An 18,163-nucleotide genomic window follows, 5' to 3' on the forward strand; every position below is an offset into this window, starting at 1 on the left:
CACATGCTACAGGCGAACGAAGGCGGTCAGCGGCAGATGGTCGGAGGCCACGCGCGACAGCGGCGTGTCATGCGCTTCGACGGTCGCGATCATGCCGTGCCGGTTGGCCATGATCCGGTCGAGTGCCAGCAGCGGCAGGTTGGACGGGAAGGTGGGGACTGCTGGCGGCTGCGGGCCGAAGGTTGCGTGCAGCGTGTTCAGCGCGGAGCGGTTTCCGAGCCGCCATTCGTTCAGATCGCCGAGCAGGAGCGTCGGCTTCTCGTCGGGGCTGTTCATGATATCAAGCACGACCTGGGCCTGCTGCGAGCGGGAGCGGCGCAGCAACCCCAGATGGGCCGCGATGATGCGCAAGGACTGGTTCCCGTCGAGATCGATCTCGGCCACCACGGCACCGCGGGGTTCGAGACCTGGAAGCCTGATCTGATGCACGTCGCGAACGACGCCCCTTTTGAACAGCAGGACATTGCCGTGCCAGCCATGGCCTTTGCCCGTTGCGGAAATGGGCACAGGCACGAGGCCGGTTTCCAGTTCAAGACGGTGCAGGTCGAGGAGCCCGTCGCGATCGCCGAAGCGATTGTCGGCCTCCTGCAGGGCGATGACGTCGGGGGCGATCTCGCGGATGACGCGGCTGGTGCGGTCGGGATCGAACTTGCGGTCGACGCCGATGCATTTGTGGACGTTGTAGGAGGCGACCAGCGTCCCGGTGACGCCGTCCTTCTTCGGCGACAAGGCGTTGGCCTTGCGCATCCGCCTGTCGCGAATGGACAGGAGCATGCTGGCCGGCAGGCTGCGCCCATTCATTCGCATAGCGTGCCCATCATCCCTGCCGTTCTCATCATGCACCTAGAAATAGAGTCATTCGGCCGATGTTCCATGGTTGGCGACACGCTATCGGGCAAACACGTCATTTTGTTAAAGACAGGATTTCTCAGAGATAGGGCGATCCCAGCCAGAGGATGCGGTCAAACAGGCGGATGATGAAGGGCCGCGCGCGCAAGGAGGCCAGCGTCACTGGAACGGCCGTTTCGATCGCCGATCCGATCCGGGTCTCGATCTCGGTGGCAAAACCCGCGTCGAGGACCTCCAGATCGATCTCGAAGTTGAGCCGCAGCGAACGTGCATCGAGGTTGGAGGACCCGACATAAGCCCATACGCCGTCGATCGAAAGCAGCTTGGAATGATCGAAGGGGCCTTCCGTGCGCCATATGCGGCAATAATTCTTCAGGATCTGGTCGAATTGGGCGGTCATGGCGCGGTCGACGAGGAAGAGGTTGTTCACCGCCGGCACCACGACATCGATCTCGACGCCGCGCCTGGCCGCGGTAACCAGGGCGCTGATCAGTTCCCGGTCCGGCAGGAAATAGGGCGACATCAGGCGTATCGACTTGCGCGCGACCGAGAAGGCGCCGATCATCAGTTTGTGGTTGGTTTCGTTGCTGGCGTCCGGCCCGGATGCAACCGCACGCACCAGCATCGGCTGGCCAGCGGGCGGTGAAACCGGTGTGATCCGCCAGGCATCGCCCTTCAGCGCCTCCTTGGTGGCGAAGCGCCAGTCTTCCGCGGCGACCGAGAAGAGATCGGCGACAACGGGTCCGGTGACCTGGAAATGCGTGTCCTGGGCGCTGTTCGACCCGGCGAACTCCGCTGAAAAACCCTTGCGGATGTTCATGCCGCCGGTAAAGGCAACCGTGCCGTCGACCACCAGGATCTTGCGGTGGGTCCGCAGATTGGCATAGGGCAAGCGCAGGCCCATGACGATGTTGCCGTTGAAAACATCCGCCGTGATGTTGGCGCGACGCAGATGCCCCAGGATGCTGGGGACGGAGTAGCGGGCGCCGACGGCATCGATCAGCACACGCACGGTGACGCCGCGCTGGACAGCGCCGGCCAGCGCTTCGACGAAAAGCAGGCCGACCGCGTCATTGTCGAAAATATAGGTCTCGAGCAGGACGCTGCGCTCGGCCCCGTCGATCGCCGCGCACATGGCGGGGTAGGCCTCGTCGCCGCTTTCCAGCACGTCGATTGCATTTCCCGGGTTGAGCGCGCGCCGCGCCACCCTGTCGCCCAGCGTTCTGAGGCCGGTGAACCGCTGTCCATAGCGCTCGATGATCAGCGCCTCTTCGGCGGCGACGTCGCGCTCATGCTTGGCCGACACCAGGCCCTCGGCAAGCGGGCGCTGCGCGCTGATCGTGGCGCGGCGGATGCGGTTGATGCCGGCCACGGCATAGATCAGCACGCCGAGAATCGGCGACAGCACCATGATGCCGACCCAGCCGGTGGCGGCGCGGACGTCCTCCTTGGTCATGACGGCATGGGCAATGCCGATGGTCGCCATCACCACCGAGATGATCGCCAGTATTTGGGGCCAGTGAATCGCCAGGGTCTCGAACATTGCCAGGACTATCCAGCGAGCGCCCGCGGAAGGCAATGCAGCCGGCGATTTCCACACTCACCCATTGGGCTCCGCCGGTGAGAGAACGGCCGGCGCACGGTTATTTGAGCAAGCCAACCAGGACATTGAAAGCGGCGTCGATATCGGCGCGCACCGCGGCCTTGACGGCGTCGCCGTCGTGATCACACAGGGCCGCGAACATCTCCTGATGATGTTCGTTGGCGGTCGAATAGTTTCCCGAATCGTGCAGCATGTTGAAATAGGGGCTGATCTGCAGCCACAGGTTCTCGATGGGAAGGACGGACGATGAGCACAAAGGCACCTGAAACGGCGGCGGAATTTCTGGCCGGCCTCAATGGACAGCGCGTGCTGGTGACAGCAGGCGCCGGCGGCATTGGTTTCGCCATCGCCGACACGCTGTCGCGGCTCGGGGCGCGCATCGTCGTCTGCGACGTGTCCGACGAGGCGCTGGCTGCCGCTCCCGGCAAGATCGATCTGGTGGCCGCGGTCAAGGCCGACGTCTCACACGAAGACGACGTCGACCGGCTGTTCGAGACGGTCGCCGAAAAGCTCGGCGGGCTCGATGCCCTGATCAACAATGCCGGCATTGCCGGCCCGACCGGCGGCGTCGACGAGATCGAGCCGAACGACTGGCGGCGCTGTCTCGATGTCTGCCTGACCGGCCAGTTCCTGTGCGCGCGGCGCGCCGTGCCGATGATCAAGGCGGCGGGAGGCGGCTCGATCGTCTCGATGTCGTCGGCCGCCGGCCGCCACGGCTATGCTTTCCGCACGCCTTACTCGGCCGCCAAGTTCGGCGTGATCGGCTTCACACAGAGCCTTGCCAAGGAGCTCGGGCCGCACGGCATCAGGGTCAATGCCATCCTGCCCGGCATCATCGAGGGTCCCCGCATCGAGGGCGTCATCTCGGCGCGCGCCAGGCAGATCGGCATCAGCCACGAAGAAATGACCGGGCGCTATCTGCAGAACATCTCGCTGCGCCGCATGACCAGCCCTTATGATGTCGCCTCGATGGTCGCCTTCCTGCTTTCGGATGCGGGGATAAACATTTCCGGCCAGTCGCTCGGCGTCGACGGCAATGTCGAAACACTTTGAGGGCAAGATCCATGGCACAGGTTGCGATCGTCGGCAGCGGATTCATCGGGCGGGCCTGGGCGATCAGTTTCGCGCGCGCCGGTCATGACGTCCGCATGTGGGACCAGTCCCGCGCCGCGACCGGCGGCGCGCGCGACTACATAGCCGGTGTGCTCGGCGATCTCGCTGCCAACGACCTGCTGCGGGGACAGTCCGCCGCCACCGTGCTCGATCGCATCACTGTTGCCGCCGAACTCGGCGAGGCGCTGGCCGGCGCGATCCATGTCCAGGAGAACACGCCGGAAAATCTCGAGGTCAAGCGTGAGGTGTTTTCGCTGATCGACTCTGCTGCCGATCCGCGAGCGGTGATCGCCAGTTCCAGCTCGGCGCTGTTGCCGTCGAAATTCACCGACCATTTGCAAGGGCGGCATCGCTGCCTTGTCGTGCATCCGATCAATCCGCCCTACCTCATTCCCGCCGCCGAGGTCGTGCCAGCGCCGTGGACATCGGCCGAGACGCTCGAAAGAACACGCGCCTTCCTCATCGAGGCCGGCCATGCGCCGCTGGTGATGAAGCGCGAACTCGACGGGTTCATCATGAACCGCCTGCAGGGCGCGTTGCTGGAGGAAGCGTTCCGGCTCGTCGCCGACGGCTATGCCAGCGTCGAGGACGTCGATATCGGCATCCGCGACGGGCTGGCGCTGCGCTGGTCCTTCATGGGACCGTTCGAGACCATCGACCTCAACGCGCCCGGCGGCGTGCGCGACTATGTCGAGCGTTACCAGGGCATCTATTCCAACATCTTCCCGCAGATGTTGCGCCGGATCGACTGGGCGGGCGAGGTGATGGAGACGGTCGAGGCCGAGCGCGGCAAACGCCTGCCGAGGGAAAAACTAGGCGAGCGGCAAGTGTGGCGCGATCGCCGGCTGATGGCGCTGGCGGCGCACAAGAAGAAATCGGATCAGGAGTTCGGACAATGAAAGAAACCAGCCGCAAGCCCGGCGCCACGGTGGCCAGGGGCAAGGTCATCATCACCTGCGCGGTGACCGGAGCGATCCACACGCCGACCATGTCGCCCTATCTGCCGATCACGCCGGACCAGATCGCGTCGGAAGCGATCGCGGCGGCCGAGGCGGGAGCGGCAATCCTGCACCTGCATGCCCGCGATCCCGAGACCGGCAGGCCCGACCAGACGCCGGAGGCGTTTGCCCGCTTCCTGCCGCGCGTCAAGCAAGGCACCAATGCCGCCATCAACATCACCACCGGCGGCAGTCCCTACATGAAGGTCGAGGAGCGGGTGAAGCCGGCCGCTCAGTTCAAACCGGAAGTGGCCTCGCTCAACATGGGTTCGATCAATTTCGGGCTCTACCATCTCGCCGACAAATACGAGACCTTCAAATTCGACTGGGAAAAGCCGCATCTGGAAGCGACGCGCGATCTCGTCTTCCGCAATTCGTTCAAGGACATCGAATACATTCTGGCGACTTGCTACGACAACGGCACGCGCTTCGAGTTCGAGTGCTACGACATCGCGCATCTCTACAACCTTTCCCATTTCGCCGATCGCGGGCTGGTGAAGCCGCCCTTCTTCGTGCAGTCGGTGTTCGGCCTGCTTGGGGGCATCGGCACGCATCCGGAGGATGTCGCCCATATGAAGCGCACCGCCGACCGCTTGTTTGGCGACCAGTTTCGCTGGTCGGTGCTCGGCGCCGGCGCCAGCCAGTTGCGCATCGCCGCGCAGTCGGCGGCGCTTGGCGGCAACATCCGCGTCGGGCTGGAGGACAGCCTGTGGGCCGGCAAGGGCAAACTCGCCAAATCGAATGCCGAGCAGGTCGTGCTGGCGCGCAAGATCATCGAAGGGCTTGGCATGGAAGTGGCGACACCGGACGAGGCGCGCGAAATCCTGTCATTGAAGGGCGGCGACCAGGTCGCCTTCTGACGCGGCCCGCTGCCGCGCTTTCCCGGGACGGCGTGGCGTCGTCAACCGTCACGAGGCGACGCGCGGCAGCAAGCGCGCCGTCGACCGCGAGAGCCTCCGCCGCGAAGCATTGCTGCCCTGTTGGCGGCGGGCGGTCGTTCGAGCGCTGAGCAGTTGCTCGATCACGCTTCGATGGAGTCCCCTTTGGGAAAGCCCACCCTGACCCAGAGGAAAGCTTAGAGCCGGTGTGATCCGGCATCGTCCTGTGCTGCTTTGGTCCTCCGGGGTTTCCTGTTCTTTGGTGCTACATCTATTGTATATCAGAGGGAATGAAATTACCGATGTAACACTTCGATTGAAGGCGAGGGGGGCGCCGAATGATGACTTTCAACTTCCGGGGGCCACCCGCGGGCGACGGCGATATGTCGGCCGAATGCCAGGAGCAGTTGCTGCCTCTCATCAATGAGATCGTCCAGGCGGCGGTGGCGGCCGGCTGGAATCGGGACGACGTTCTTCTGGCTTTCGTGGAACTCGCCTGGGATCTGTACGAGAAACGGCGCGGTGATCTGTAGCAGCGGCCGCCGATAACCGGATCCACACCGCAGGCGTCGATCTCGCGGACAGGTTATGATCCGCGCAGGCTGCGCCAACGGCCTCAATCAGTCGTTGACCAGAATACAGAATCGCATGACCGGTCGTGTCAGGACCGATCGGCGAAACTCCGGATGACGAGGCCTCGCGCCAGACGAAAATGAACGCTCGTCAACTCCTATTCGCTGGCCATTTTTTTCTTTCTCGAATAAAGATTTTTCTTTGCGCGTGGGAGTTCTTCCCAAGCCAAGGTGTGTGCGTTACGCTGCGTTCGGGTCGGGAAAAGGGTATTCGAAGTAGCGTCGATACGGCTGAGGCAGCGCGAATGAACAATGCGGACGAGGCTCGGGAAAGCGGCGTTTCCCGAGGCATCGATCGGGAGCGGACAGCTCGATACGTCCTGGACATCATTCCTGAAAGTGCCGGTCCGCGAAGGGCCACCGCGCAAGGAAGCGTGATCTATTCCGTTCGCGGGCCAGGCTCGCAGGCATTCCCGGCCAAGGAACACTCCGTAGGCATCGTGCTTGCGCCCATACGCAAGTTGAGGGCCTCGCTCGGCAGCGACAAGCTCCAGCAATACGATGCGCCGGTCGGGTGTCTCGTCATCAATCCCGCCGGCGTGGACAGCAATCTTGCCTGGTCCGTGACCAGGGAAAATGCCCTGGTCTCCATCTCTTCCGAAGCACCGTCGGCTTTGGCTGCTCATGAGTTCGACATCGGCGATCCTCGCCGGGTTTTCGGATCAAAGTCATTTAGCCGCCGCCATGAAGAAACACAGGGGAAGGACACCAACCGGTTATGCTTCCGCCAGAAACTGAGGCGCTTCTGCGCCTGCAACCGGAAACGATTACGGCCAGGAGTCCAAGAGAAAACCGGACGGCTTCGCCGGGAGAGCCGCGCCGCGCGGTATGGCAAAGCCGCCCCATCAGGTGCCCGGGGCTCGGAGACCGGGATTTCCTGCAAGGAAATCGGTGTTCTGCAAAATACGTCCATCGCGAATGCGCCCATGGTCGAGGCGAGAAATTGATCGATGCGCCCGGATGCTTCGAGGATTGCCACCGGCATGGATGTCGAGGGGAGTGGGATATCTCTTGCCGGCTCGCCCTCACCACCGTCCGTCCGGCTTGTTCGAACAATTCCACCGGCCCGGACAATTCCCCCGGTAATGGCGGTCCAGACTGGTCCATCACGATTTATTTTTCCGGGAACCGCGTGGACGCCGCCAAGGTTTGGCTTGCGCAGGGACCCCTCAGGAGGCCGAAACGGTGCGGCGCGATGATGCCCCCCCAAGATGGATTGCGGATGTGGTGAGACAGCCGCTGGCGAATGTAAAAGGCGGGCTTTCCGCCAGCAGTGCGGGCAAGGTGCGGGACTTCCTGGATGAGAACTTCTCGCGCAAGCTGGCGATTTCCGAGATGGCCGCGGTCTGCGGGCTTTCATCCTATCACTTCGTGCGGGCCTTCTCGCGGACGTTCGGGATGCCGCCGCATCAGTATATTCTCGATCTGCGGCTGGATTTTGCGGAGAGACTGCTTGCCGAGAGCAGCCTGGCGATCGCCGACATTGCCCATCTCAGCGGTTTCTCGAGCCAGAGCCATTTCACCACCATGATGAAGAAATACCGGCATGTAACGCCACTGCGGTCGCGCTCGAACAAGCTTATCTCGAAGACCAGGTGACGGATAGGCTGCGGCATATCTTGGAAATATAGGTGATACCTATTAAAGTTCCGGCTAAAGTAATAAGCCGTTAACCTCTGCCGAGTTGTTCCGCGATTTTTTCTTACGACACAGCAAGATCGTGAAATACCGCGCACAAGAATCATGTCTTTCTGCCGCTTGGGGGAATTGTCTGACATTTTCATGCCGACTGGCGCGCTGAGAGGGACCATGACCGACAATTGCATCTCACGTCACTCGTTTGTCCAGCATCGCGCCGCGCTTTTCGCCAGTCACTGGATCGCGAATGCCGATCCTCGCTCCCGCTCGGCCCGGCGCCGCCTGATGGCTGTACTGCGCATGGCGTCCCGCGTTCTAGGCATGCGTCGTAAAGATCGGGGTATCGGTGCGATTGGGGCTGTTTTCGGCGTCTTGGGGCTGGTTATTGCGCCTCAGGCATTTGGCCAAGTTATTCCAGGCGGTAACTATACAGCGGGCGCCGGAACGGCGAGTGGTGCCAACGGCATCGCGATCGGTTGCACAGGATATACGGCCACCGTCGGAGCGCCGACGGGAGGCATGGCCATCGGCTGCCGAGCGATTTCCAACGGGAATAATTCAGTTGCGATCGGAGTCGATGCGCAAACCCAAGGCGGCGGGGCTGTCGCCATGGGTCAAGGATCCGCGGCGACCGCGCAGAATTCGACTGCCGTAGGCAACTTCGCTGCTGCGAGCGGGCTGCGCGCGAGCGCTTTCGGCACAAACACCGTTGCGTCCGGATTGGATTCTCTCGCCCAAGGCAGCTTCGCCGCCGCTGGCGCCCAGAACGCAGTGGCTCTCGGCTTCCAGGCACAAGCCACGCAGCTAAATTCGGTCTATCTCGGTTCGCGCACCGTTGCTGGAACAGGAGCGCTGGCACAGAGCGCCATCGGCATCGGCACGGATGTTACAGCATCCCAGGTCGACGCCATCGCGGTCGGACGTTCATCCGTTGCGTCGGCTCAATATTCGGTGGCTCTCGGCCTGAGCGCAAAAGCCACCGGCGCCGGCGGCGCGATGGCGCTGGGCCAGGGCACGATCTCGAGTGGCACCAATTCGGTAGCGATCGGCGTTCAGGCCAGTGCCACCTTGGCCGGCGCCAATGCTTTGGGTACCTTCTCAGTCGCTTCGGGAGGTAACTCCACGGCGGTCGGCACCAGTTCCACCGCCAGCGGCGCCAATTCGTTCGCCGGAGGCTGGGGATCTGTCGCCAGCGGTGCCAATTCCACTGCCGTAGGACGTCAGGCCGCCGCGATCGGCACAAGCGCCACGGCGATGGGTGATGCAGCCAAGGCCTGGGGCAACCAGTCCATCGCATTCGGCGTGAACGCGCAGGCAGGCGTTCAGGCCAACACGGCCCTGCCCAACAGCATCGCGATCGGCACCAATTCGCTTGCTTCCGGCGGCTTCGGCGTCGCGCTCGGCCAGGCCACTCAGGCCACTGCCGACTTTAGCACGGCAGTCGGCAATGGGGCCGTTGCCAGCGGCGCAAACGCCTCCTCATTCGGCGTCCTGGCCAGCGCGACGGCAAATAATACCCTCGCCGCCGGCGTCAACGCCGGTGCCAGCGGAGCCGGCAGTACCGCTCTCGGCAGTGGTGCCCGAACCACCGCCGTGAATGCCGTCGCTGTCGGCGCTGGGACGAGCGCGTCCGGGATAAACTCCGTCTATATCGGCCAGACCAGTTTTGCGACGAGCGCCAGCGGACAGAGCGCCATCGCCGTCGGCACGGACGTGACGTCATCCGGGGACGACGCCCTTGCGATGGGGCGTGAAAGCGCGGCGACTGCAACCAACGCCATCGCGGTCGGTCTCCAGTCTTCCGCTGATACCGCCGACTCCGTCGCCATCGGCACCAGGGCGATCGCGACCGGGGGGAAGGCTGTCGCAATCGGCGCAGACAACGTTGCTTACGGCGACGGCGCGGTGGCCATCGGCGATCCTAGCTTCGCCAGCGGCACCGGCGCCTTTACCGGCGGCGCCAACAACATCGCCAACAGCGACGGCACGGCAACCGCCACCGCGGCCAATACGGCCAACGGTGCTGTCGCCATCGGCAACAGCAACAAGGCGATCGGGCAAGGCTCCGTCGCGCTGGGCAACGGCTCCACTGCGGGTGCCGCCGGCCTCGCCGGCAATGTCGCGCTCGGCAACGGTGCGGCGGCGGCGGCAAGCTCCGGCGACGTGGCGCTCGACTCGGGTTCGGTGACCGCCGTAGCGGTCGGCACGCCCAACGCGGTGATCAACGGCACCACCTACGCCTTCCAGGGCACCAACCCGACCTCGACGGTCAGCATCGGCGCGCCCGGCGCGGAACGCACTATCACCAATGTCGCCGCGGGGCGGATCAGCTCGACGTCGACCGATGCCATCAACGGTTCGCAGCTCGCCGCCACCAACCAGGCAGTCGACGCCATCGGCACCACGCTCAGCACCATCGGCAGCGGCGTGACCAATCTCGGCAACACGATCAACAACATCGCCGGTGACACCTCGACCGCCTATACCGACGCCAATGGCGTGGGCATCCGCTATGCCCGCACCAACGAGGCCGGACTGGCGCAAACGGACTCCTTCGCACAGGGCGTCGGCTCCACGGCCGTCGGCTACCAGGCGACCGCGACCGGCGTCAGCGGGCTGGCGCTCGGCCGCGACAGCGCGGCCAACATCGACGGCAGCGTGGCACTCGGTTCGGGCTCGGTGTCCGATCGCGCGATCGCTCCCGCTTCCGGGCAGATCGCCGCCGGTCCGTCGAACTTCATCCAGTACAACACCACCGACAAAGTGCTGCTCGGCGCCGTTTCGGTGGGTACCGCCACCTCCTACCGGCAGATCACCAACGTCGCCGACGGCACGCAGGACCAGGACGCCGTGACGGTGCGCCAGCTGGCGGGGGCGATCGCGGCGGTCTCTGCCACCTCGACGAAATATTTCCATGCCAATTCGACCGCTGGCGATTCGCTGGCGGTAGGAGCGGAATCGGTCGCGGTCGGTCCGACCACGGTCGTCAACGGCGACAATGGCGTCGGTATCGGCAATGGCGCCATCGTCGACCAGACGGCGCCTGGCGGCACCGCCATCGGCCAGAACGCTCATGTGATGCTGGCCGACGGCATCGCGCTCGGCACCGACTCGACCGCATCGGGCATCCAGTCGGTGGCGCTCGGCGCCGGCGCCCAGAGCACCTTCGCCAACAGCGTCGCACTGGGTGCGTCGTCAACCACCACGGTTGGCGCGCAGGCCGGCTACGCCGCCTTTGGCCTGACCGCTCCGCAGACCTCGGCCGGCGAAGTGTCGATCGGCGCCGCGGGCGCCGAGCGCAAGCTCACCAATGTCGCGGCGGGCTCGGCCGGGACCGATGCCGTCAACGTCTCGCAGCTGCGCGGCGTCTCGCAAAACGTTTCCAACCTGTTCGGCGGCGGCACCACGGTCAATCCCGACGGCTCGATCACCGGCCCGACCTACACCATCCAGGGCAACAATTATTCGACCGTCTTTGATGGTTTCACTGCTGTCGACAATGCGCTGACCAACATCAACAATGGCGGTGGCATCAAGTATTTCCACGCCAATTCGACGCTGGCCGACTCCACCGCCAGCGGCACCGACAGCGTCGCGATCGGGCCGGCCAGCGTGGCCAGCGGCACCAACAGCCTTGCCGCCGGCAATGGCTCGACAGCCACGGGGCAGGGCGCCGTCGCGCTCGGCCAAGGCGCCAAGGCCAACAACGCCAGCGATGTGGCGCTCGGTTCGGGTTCGGTGTCGCAGACCGCCGTCGGCACGTCCAGCACGGTCATCAACGGCAAGACCTACGCCTTCGCCGGCACGACCCCGACCGGGACCGTCAGCGTCGGCGATGCCGGAACCGAGCGGACGATCACCAATGTCGCCGCCGGGCGCGTTTCCTCCGGCAGCACCGATGCGATCAACGGGTCGCAGCTCTACGCCACCAACACGGCGATCGAGGACCTGACCAAGACGATCGGCGGCATCGGCGGCACCGTCCAGAACACCGTGCAATACGACACCGTCAACAATCCGGACGGATCGACGACCAAGACCAACAAGATAACGCTGCAGGGCGGTGACCCGAATGCGCCTGTCGTCATCTCCAATGTCGGCCCCGGCGTTACCGGCACCGACGCGGTCAACGTCAACCAGCTGAACCTGAACCTGGCTCAGAGCAAGACCTATACCGACCAGGTGGCGGTCACGACGTTGCAGCAGGCCAACAATTATACCGACCAGAAGCTCAGCCAGCTGAATTCCGACATCAGCGGCATCAGGGACGAAGCACGGCAGGCGGCGGCAATCGGACTGGCGGCAGCCTCGCTGCGCTATGACGACCGTCCCGGCAAGCTGAGCGTGGCGGCGGGCGGCGGCTTCTGGCGGGATTCGAGCGCCTTTGCCTTCGGCGCCGGCTACACCAGCGAGGACGGCCGCATCCGCGGCAATTTGTCGGGCACGGCGGCGGGTGGAAATGTCGGTGTCGGCGCCGGCCTGAGCTTCACCTTGAACTGAGGCGGGCAACTGGCGGCGATGAACAGGCGGACCGGCCATGACAGGCTACACGCGGATCCGGGGAGACCGTTTGGTCTTTCCGGATCCGCCGTGGCATTCCTGACCGGTCTGGCGCTTGCCGGCGGGCTGGCGCCGGCTGCCGGGCAGGTGGCTTCGCCCTACAGGATCAAGCCCTCCGAGGTGGTCGTGCCTCCCGACGTGAAGCTCGGACAATACCAGCGCACCATCCGTCCCTTCGAGAACTGGACGCTGATCTGCGACGAGAACCTCAAGGCGCGCAAGAAAGTCTGCAATGTCTCGCAGGTGATCGAGGACGGCGCCGGCAAGATGGCGTTCAGCTGGTCGCTCGCCGCCACCCAGGACGGCAAGCCCTACATGATCCTGCGCACCGCGCCGAACGCCAGGAGCGATGGGCTTGTGTCGCTGAAGTTCGATGGGCGCGCCGAGCCGATCGACGTGCATCTGAACGGCTGCAACGAAATGGTCTGCGTCGGCATGCTGCCGGTGGGACCCCTGATGCGACAGGAGATAGCGCAGAAGGCGACGCCGGCGATTTCCTATCCGACCGTCGATGGCCAGACCATTACCGTCACCGCAACGCTCAAGGGGCTGTCCGAGGCCCTTGCGCCAATCAAATAGCCGAGGCAGCACCGTGAGCCAGCAAGACCCGTTCATCTCCGCGACGCGCAGCAATCCGACCGTCGAGCCGGATCGGCGACGGGTCGTCGAGCCGGACCGCAAGAGAACCGTCGAGCCGCCGCGGCGGTGGCCGCGCGTCATTGGGTTTTCGCTGCTGGGGCTGGCCATGATGGGCATTGGCTTCGCCGGCGCGAACTATGCCGCGATCGCCGGTCTGGTCGGCAGCCCGACGGCCGCTCAGGCCGAGGCGGCCGCCGCTCCCGCACTGCCGGACTCGCCCTTCCTCCAGCACGTCAAGCAGGCCGGCGTGCAGGCCTGCTCGACCATCTTTCCGGTGCTCGGACAGCTTTTGACGACCGGCGCGAAGTACAGCGTCAAATCCCTGTGGAACGACCAGGCCGCCGACAAGCACGCCGTCCAGGCCTTTGTCGGCATGGACTATGCCACCGACCGTTACAGCGGGCCGGCCGCCGGCGTGGTCTTCGCGTCACCCACCGCTTCGGGTTGCGAGGGCGCCATGGTGCGGGTGGCGCCGTTCGCAAGTCCGTGCGCCGACATTCCGTCCGTTCTTCCGCAAGGCAGCAAGATCACGGATCATCTCGGACAGGTCGAAGTGTACGAGCTTGGCGGCAACACGGGCGAAGCGCTTCTGCTGCCGACGGGCAACACATGCGTGGTGATTTCCATCGCATCGGCGGCCAAGTGAGGATGTCAGGCGAATGGGCGAGACGCCCTGGAAAGGATTGCGGACCATGAAATCGCGACGTTTGACAGTCTTGTGCATGGCCTTGCTGTGGAGCGGGCAGGTCGTCTCGGCCGATCTGGTGGAGCCGTCCGAGCCGCCACAGGAGGAGAAAGGCATCTGGGCGGCAATCGCCTATTCCCAGACCGACACCAAGTATGGCTTCTTCTGGGGCGCCGACAAGCGGCAGGAAGCGAAGGACATTGCGCAGAAATATTGCGAGAATGCCGGTGGAAAAGCCTGCAATGTCGTTGCCGTGTTCCGCAATCACCGCCATTGGACGGACGACGACGAGACCGGATTTCCCTACAAGCATTGCGGCGCGCTGGCGGTGGCCGACAAGGTGGAGCATCGGTTCACCCCCTGGGGCGTGAACTCCGCCGAAACGCGCCGCGAAGCCGAAGATCTCGCCTTGCAGGCCTGCGAGGCAGGGGGGATCCAATGCAAGATCCGCGAATGGGTCTGTACGTGACCGTTGCCACGGGGCCTCGAAGCCGACACTTTGGGCATTTGCCCGGCACCGAAGAGAAGGCCGCATTCATTGGTTCGTAGACATTTTTCGCTGAAGGCAGCCGCCATCTGCGCGGCGACCTTCTCCGCTTCGCTACCGGCTGCTTTCGCCCAACAGCAGCAGGCTGGGTCGCTTCCGAATGGCGCGTCGTCGCTCCAGGAAACCTATCAGGACTGGCAGCTGGCCTGCGTCATACAGGACAATGCCCGGGTCTGCACCGTCACGCAGGACCAGACGCAGAAAAACGGCCAGAGGCTTCTGGCCGTGGAGTTGCGCGCGGCGCAGAAGGGCGGATTGATCGGAACCTTGCTGCTGCCCTTCGGCATCCTGTTCGATCCCGGCGTGGCGGCCCAGATCGACGACCAGCCGCCCGTCGGGCCGTTGAAGTTCAGGACCTGCCTGCCGAATGGCTGCGTGGCGCTGTTTCCGATCGACCGGGCGCTGATGCAGAGGCTCAAGGCAGGTACCGAGCTCAAGCTCGACGTCACCACCGCGGCCGAGACCACGCTTAGTTTTCCGGTGTCGCTGAAAGGCCTTGGCGCTGCCCTTGACCGCATGGTCGCGCTCAGCGCGCGTTGAGGAGCATGGCGACAGCGGCCCGAGCCTTGTAGCGAAGGAACGGACGCGCAGCCCTCGGATCAAGACAGCAGGATTTTCCGGCGAGCGAAGGTCTCGGCGATAGCGAGAACCGCGGCGTGTATCGGCCCCGCGGTGAGACTGGGCATGACCGACGCGTCAACGACAAAAAGATTGTCGAGCGCCTTGAGCTTGAGATTCGCATCGACGACGGCGTCCGGGTCCTTGCCCATCCTGCAAGTGCCACAGGGATGGTGGTGTGTAATGACCGACCGCGCGATGAAGTCGTCCATTTCAGCCGTACTGTTCAGGGTGCCTGGCAGGAGCTCGCGCTCTCGCCAGCCGGCGAGTTCATCTCGATGTCCGATTGTCCGGGCTGCCTCGAGCGCCCCGCGAAACAGCGCGCGGTCCCGACCGCTTTGCAAGTATGCGGGGTCAATGATCAATCGACCATCGAGTTCCGGCCCGCTTATGCGCACGCTGCCGCGGCTCGTCGGATGGGTGATCCCGAACAGCAGCGAATATGCAGTGCCAGCGGCAGGCGCCTGAAAGCGCTCGGACACGATCGGCGCGACGCCGCAACCGACGACAATTTCGGGCTGGCCGGTACCGGTAAACCCGTCGGCCCGCATATAGGCCATCGACTCCGAGTGCTGAAGGCGCGAGGGGGGAACGGGTTTGCGGGCCGCATAGAGGTTGCCGGCACCAAGCAGGTGGTCCTGAAGGTTTCGACCGATCTCCGGCATATCGATCACGCAGCTGACGCCCGCGGCGTCGAGTATATCGTGCGGACCGATGCCCGAGCGCATCAGCAAGGCCGGACTTTCCAGCGCGCCGGCGCAAAGCACGATTTGATCCGCAAGGATTTCGACCCGACCCTGCCGCCCCACGACCTCGAGGCCGCGGACCTGATTGCCCTCCAACTTGAGCCGCCGCACCCGCGATCCCGTAAGGATGGTCAGGTTCTTGCGGCTTCGAACCGCCGGCGTGAGCCAGGCGTCGGCCACCGTGACCCGCCGACCGTCTCGAATGTTCAAGGAGTTCGGGGTGACGCCGATCATCTGTCCGCTGTTGTGACCTTCAAGACGCGGCAGGCCGAGCGAAGCGCCGGCTTCGATGAACGCGCGTGCGACCGGACTTACCTCGTCCGTTGGCAAATGGACGGGCATCGGCCCGCCCTTGCCGTAAAGGCCGTTGCCACCGAGCGGGTGATCCTCGATGGCTTGAAACGCGGGCAGCAATCCATTCCAGCTCCACCTGTCATCGCCGGTCGCGTCGACCCATGCCTGGAAGTCGAGGGGATGGCCGCGCATGTAGCCCATCGCATGCAGGCAGCTCGAGCCGCCCACCAACCGCCCGCGCGCCCAGTGATGCACCCGGCCCGCAGTCCCGGTTTGCGGCTCCGTGCGATAGTCCCAATCGTAGCCGCGCCCCTGAAGCGCCGGCCAGGCGGCGGGGTTCCAGATGTCGGGGTCCGCCGCCTCTTCGCCCGCCTCGATCAGCAGAACGCGACTGTCCGGCTCTTCACTCAGTCGTGCTGCAAGCAACGCGCCAGCCGACCCGCCGCCGACGATGACGATATCGGCATCCGCTCTGCGCTCGACATTGGCACTGGTCATCATCACTCCATCTGCCGGCTTCGACGGCCGGCATGTCTAACCCCGACGGGGTGAGCCCCGCCGGATTCGCGTTCGGCGGACCGTCGATCCGCAACGTCATGAAGGATTTCGAGTTTTCAGACGGAGCAACTGTCTTCCGAAAAAACTCAAATCGCGCTGTCCATGGACATCTTCGCTGCCGCTTTCGCCTTCAACAGGTGATTCTTCGAGGCTTTGCGCGCGCCCTTCTCATCGCCGGCGGCGATGGATTCGAATATCTCCTTCATCTCCGCCAGGCTGCTTTGTGCCCGGCCTTCCAATGACATCGATCGTCCTCGAAAGAAGCTGATCCTGGCCACCAGGCCGCGATGGACTTCCTCAAGAATGGGATTCCCGCAATTCGAGAGTATGATCGAATAGAAGTCCGCGGCGGTCATGACCTGCGCCAGGCTGTCATTGCTGGATGCCGCCTCTTCGAACGCGGAAAGAGACTTCTCGAGTTCAAGCAACTGCTCCGGGGAAATTCTCGACGCGCATCGTCCCGCCGCCTCGACTTCCAGCAGCTCTCGAACCTCGTAGATGGCGGTTGCCACCTCCCACGAAAGTGAGGGTATTGATGGCCCGCGGTTGGGTACAATCTCGATCAGGCGCTCGGCCTCGAGACTGCGCAAAGCTTCCCTCAGCGACGGGCGACTGATGCCGAGCTGTGTGCACAGCTGACTTTCGATGAGGCGGCTTCCCGGCTGGAACACTCCGGAGAAGATGGCGAGCCGTAACTTGTCGACGGTCTCCCGCTGCACCGTCCGTGGCGAAATCCGCAAATTCAAATCTGGAGGCATGGGCAACGTCTCATAGGTTTGAGTCGCAATCTCCGCGGCACCATACGCGACGCGGTGGAAAATAGCCAGATTGTCAAATCTGAAGATTGCAAGAATGTCAGACAATCTGCTTGACGCGCTCCCGGCTGTATGATCCTTTTGAATGAGACGGGCAGTGATGGTGAGGATCATGAACATGGCGGCAGAGATAGCTTGCGACCCATTTGGCTCGCGACGCATCGACACCGGCAGCATCGCCTTGAACGTGCGCGAGACGGGCAACGGCCCGTTGATGCTGTTTTTCCACGGCATAACCTCCAACTCGGCGGTCTTCACGCCGTTGATGGCTCGGCTCTCGGATCGTTTCACGACCGTAGCTGTCGACCAGAGGGGGCATGGCCTCAGCGACAAGCCGGAAAGCGGCTACGAGGCGAATGACTATGCTGACGACATTGCCGGCCTGATCCGCACGCTCGACCGGGGGCCTGCCATCCTCGTCGGACATTCGCTTGGCGCGAGAAACTCCGTCACCGCCGCCGTGAGATATCCGGATCTGGTACGGTCGGTCGTCGCAATCGATTTCACGCCATACATCGAAACCGAGGCGCTGGATGCGCTGGAAGCCCGCGTGAACGCGGGAAGCCAGCTTTTCCAGGATATCGATGCCGTCGAAGCCTATCTTGCCGGCCGCTATACCAACATTCCCGCCGCTGCCATCAAGATCCGAGCCGAGAGCGGCTATCATCGGGTCGACGGCGGGCTGCGGCCATTGGCGTCGCCCGAGGCCATGGCCCGGACAGCCAAGGGCCTGCGATCAGACCTGGCGCCCGCCTATCGGGACGTGACGAAGCCCGTCCTCATCGTTCGGGGCGAGGCGAGCAAATTGGTTTCGGCGGCGGCGCTTGCAAAAACAAGCCGGTTGCGGCCGGATCTGCCCGTGGTCGTCGTTCCGGGCGCCGACCATTACGTCAACGAGGTTTCTCCCGAGATCACGCTGAAAGCCATCACGAATTTCATCGACGCCTGACGGCCCAGCACGCCGTCTTCTTGCACGCAGCATCAGGATAG

17 protein-coding genes are annotated in these 18,163 nt (G+C 64.0%); 12 read left to right on the forward strand and 5 right to left on the reverse strand.

The features are described from left to right. Positions 1–6: 6 nt before the first annotated feature. From EN824_RS14945 to EN824_RS14955, 3 genes are all read right to left on the reverse strand, one after another. Positions 7–807 (reverse strand): endonuclease/exonuclease/phosphatase family protein, encoded by an 801-nt coding sequence (locus EN824_RS14945; protein WP_127275589.1) that lies wholly within the window; start codon positions 805–807, stop codon positions 7–9. 121 nt (positions 808–928) lie between these two features. After that, complete coding sequence (locus tag EN824_RS14950) at positions 929–2,392, reverse strand: phosphatidylserine/phosphatidylglycerophosphate/cardiolipin synthase family protein (RefSeq protein ID WP_127275588.1); 1,464 nt, start codon at positions 2,390–2,392, stop codon at positions 929–931. 100 nt (positions 2,393–2,492) lie between these two features. Then, positions 2,493–2,708: an FCD domain-containing protein gene (locus EN824_RS14955; protein WP_245512082.1), complete on the reverse strand. Its 216-nt coding sequence runs from the start codon at positions 2,706–2,708 to the stop codon at positions 2,493–2,495. On the opposite strand from EN824_RS14955, the gene EN824_RS14960 reads away from it, so the two are divergent. From EN824_RS14960 to EN824_RS15010, 11 genes are all read left to right on the forward strand, one after another. Continuing rightward, on the forward strand, positions 2,699–3,505 hold the full coding sequence (locus EN824_RS14960) for an SDR family oxidoreductase (protein WP_127275587.1): 807 nt from the start codon (positions 2,699–2,701) through the stop codon (positions 3,503–3,505). The genes EN824_RS14955 and EN824_RS14960 overlap by 10 nt on opposite strands. Before the next feature lie 11 nt (positions 3,506–3,516). Next, positions 3,517–4,464 (forward strand): 3-hydroxyacyl-CoA dehydrogenase, encoded by a 948-nt coding sequence (locus EN824_RS14965; RefSeq protein WP_127275586.1) that lies wholly within the window; start codon positions 3,517–3,519, stop codon positions 4,462–4,464. Next, positions 4,461–5,423 (forward strand): 3-keto-5-aminohexanoate cleavage protein, encoded by a 963-nt coding sequence (locus tag EN824_RS14970; RefSeq protein ID WP_127869839.1) that lies wholly within the window; start codon positions 4,461–4,463, stop codon positions 5,421–5,423. Before EN824_RS14965 ends, EN824_RS14970 begins: the two co-directional genes overlap by 4 nt. Before the next feature lie 356 nt (positions 5,424–5,779). After that, positions 5,780–5,974 (forward strand): hypothetical protein, encoded by a 195-nt coding sequence (locus EN824_RS14975; RefSeq protein WP_127280931.1) that lies wholly within the window; start codon positions 5,780–5,782, stop codon positions 5,972–5,974. A 344-nt stretch (positions 5,975–6,318) separates the two neighbouring features. After that, positions 6,319–7,020, forward strand: a complete 702-nt coding sequence (locus EN824_RS35245) for a hypothetical protein (RefSeq protein WP_189522179.1) — start codon at positions 6,319–6,321, stop codon at positions 7,018–7,020. A 238-nt stretch (positions 7,021–7,258) separates the two neighbouring features. After that, positions 7,259–7,672, forward strand: coding sequence for an AraC family transcriptional regulator (locus EN824_RS14985; RefSeq protein ID WP_245511693.1), 414 nt, complete (start codon positions 7,259–7,261; stop codon positions 7,670–7,672). A 210-nt stretch (positions 7,673–7,882) separates the two neighbouring features. After that, a complete protein-coding gene (locus EN824_RS14990; protein ID WP_135932435.1) occupies positions 7,883–12,211 on the forward strand; it encodes a YadA-like family protein in 4,329 nt (1,442 codons plus the stop codon). A gap of 90 nt (positions 12,212–12,301) precedes the next feature. Further along, positions 12,302–12,850 (forward strand): invasion associated locus B family protein, encoded by a 549-nt coding sequence (locus EN824_RS14995; protein ID WP_127279741.1) that lies wholly within the window; start codon positions 12,302–12,304, stop codon positions 12,848–12,850. Between the two features lie 13 nt (positions 12,851–12,863). Next, positions 12,864–13,556, forward strand: coding sequence for a hypothetical protein (locus EN824_RS15000; RefSeq protein ID WP_127279742.1), 693 nt, complete (start codon positions 12,864–12,866; stop codon positions 13,554–13,556). A gap of 46 nt (positions 13,557–13,602) precedes the next feature. Next, positions 13,603–14,064, forward strand: a complete 462-nt coding sequence (locus tag EN824_RS15005; RefSeq protein WP_027144313.1) for a DUF4189 domain-containing protein — start codon at positions 13,603–13,605, stop codon at positions 14,062–14,064. 69 nt (positions 14,065–14,133) lie between these two features. Further along, the gene (locus EN824_RS15010; protein WP_127280975.1) at positions 14,134–14,682 is read left to right on the forward strand and encodes an invasion associated locus B family protein; all 549 of its coding nucleotides are present in this window, start codon (positions 14,134–14,136) and stop codon (positions 14,680–14,682) included. 59 nt (positions 14,683–14,741) lie between these two features. Here EN824_RS15010 and EN824_RS15015 read toward each other — a convergent pair whose 3' ends face one another. Both EN824_RS15015 and EN824_RS15020 read right to left on the reverse strand, forming a co-directional pair. Beyond that, positions 14,742–16,298, reverse strand: coding sequence for a GMC family oxidoreductase (locus tag EN824_RS15015; protein WP_135932436.1), 1,557 nt, complete (start codon positions 16,296–16,298; stop codon positions 14,742–14,744). Between the two features lie 146 nt (positions 16,299–16,444). After that, entirely contained in the window at positions 16,445–17,287 is an 843-nt protein-coding gene (locus EN824_RS15020) for a GntR family transcriptional regulator (RefSeq protein ID WP_245520985.1), read from the reverse strand. Here EN824_RS15020 and EN824_RS15025 point away from each other — a divergent pair. After that, the gene (locus EN824_RS15025; protein WP_127870023.1) at positions 17,286–18,122 is read left to right on the forward strand and encodes an alpha/beta hydrolase; all 837 of its coding nucleotides are present in this window, start codon (positions 17,286–17,288) and stop codon (positions 18,120–18,122) included. The two genes, EN824_RS15020 and EN824_RS15025, sit on opposite strands and share 2 nt — an antisense overlap. Positions 18,123–18,163 lie beyond the last annotated feature (41 nt).

Origin of the sequence: Mesorhizobium sp. M8A.F.Ca.ET.181.01.1.1 (assembly GCF_004792025.1) — a bacterium.
In the GTDB taxonomy this organism is placed as follows: domain Bacteria; phylum Pseudomonadota; class Alphaproteobacteria; order Rhizobiales; family Rhizobiaceae; genus Mesorhizobium.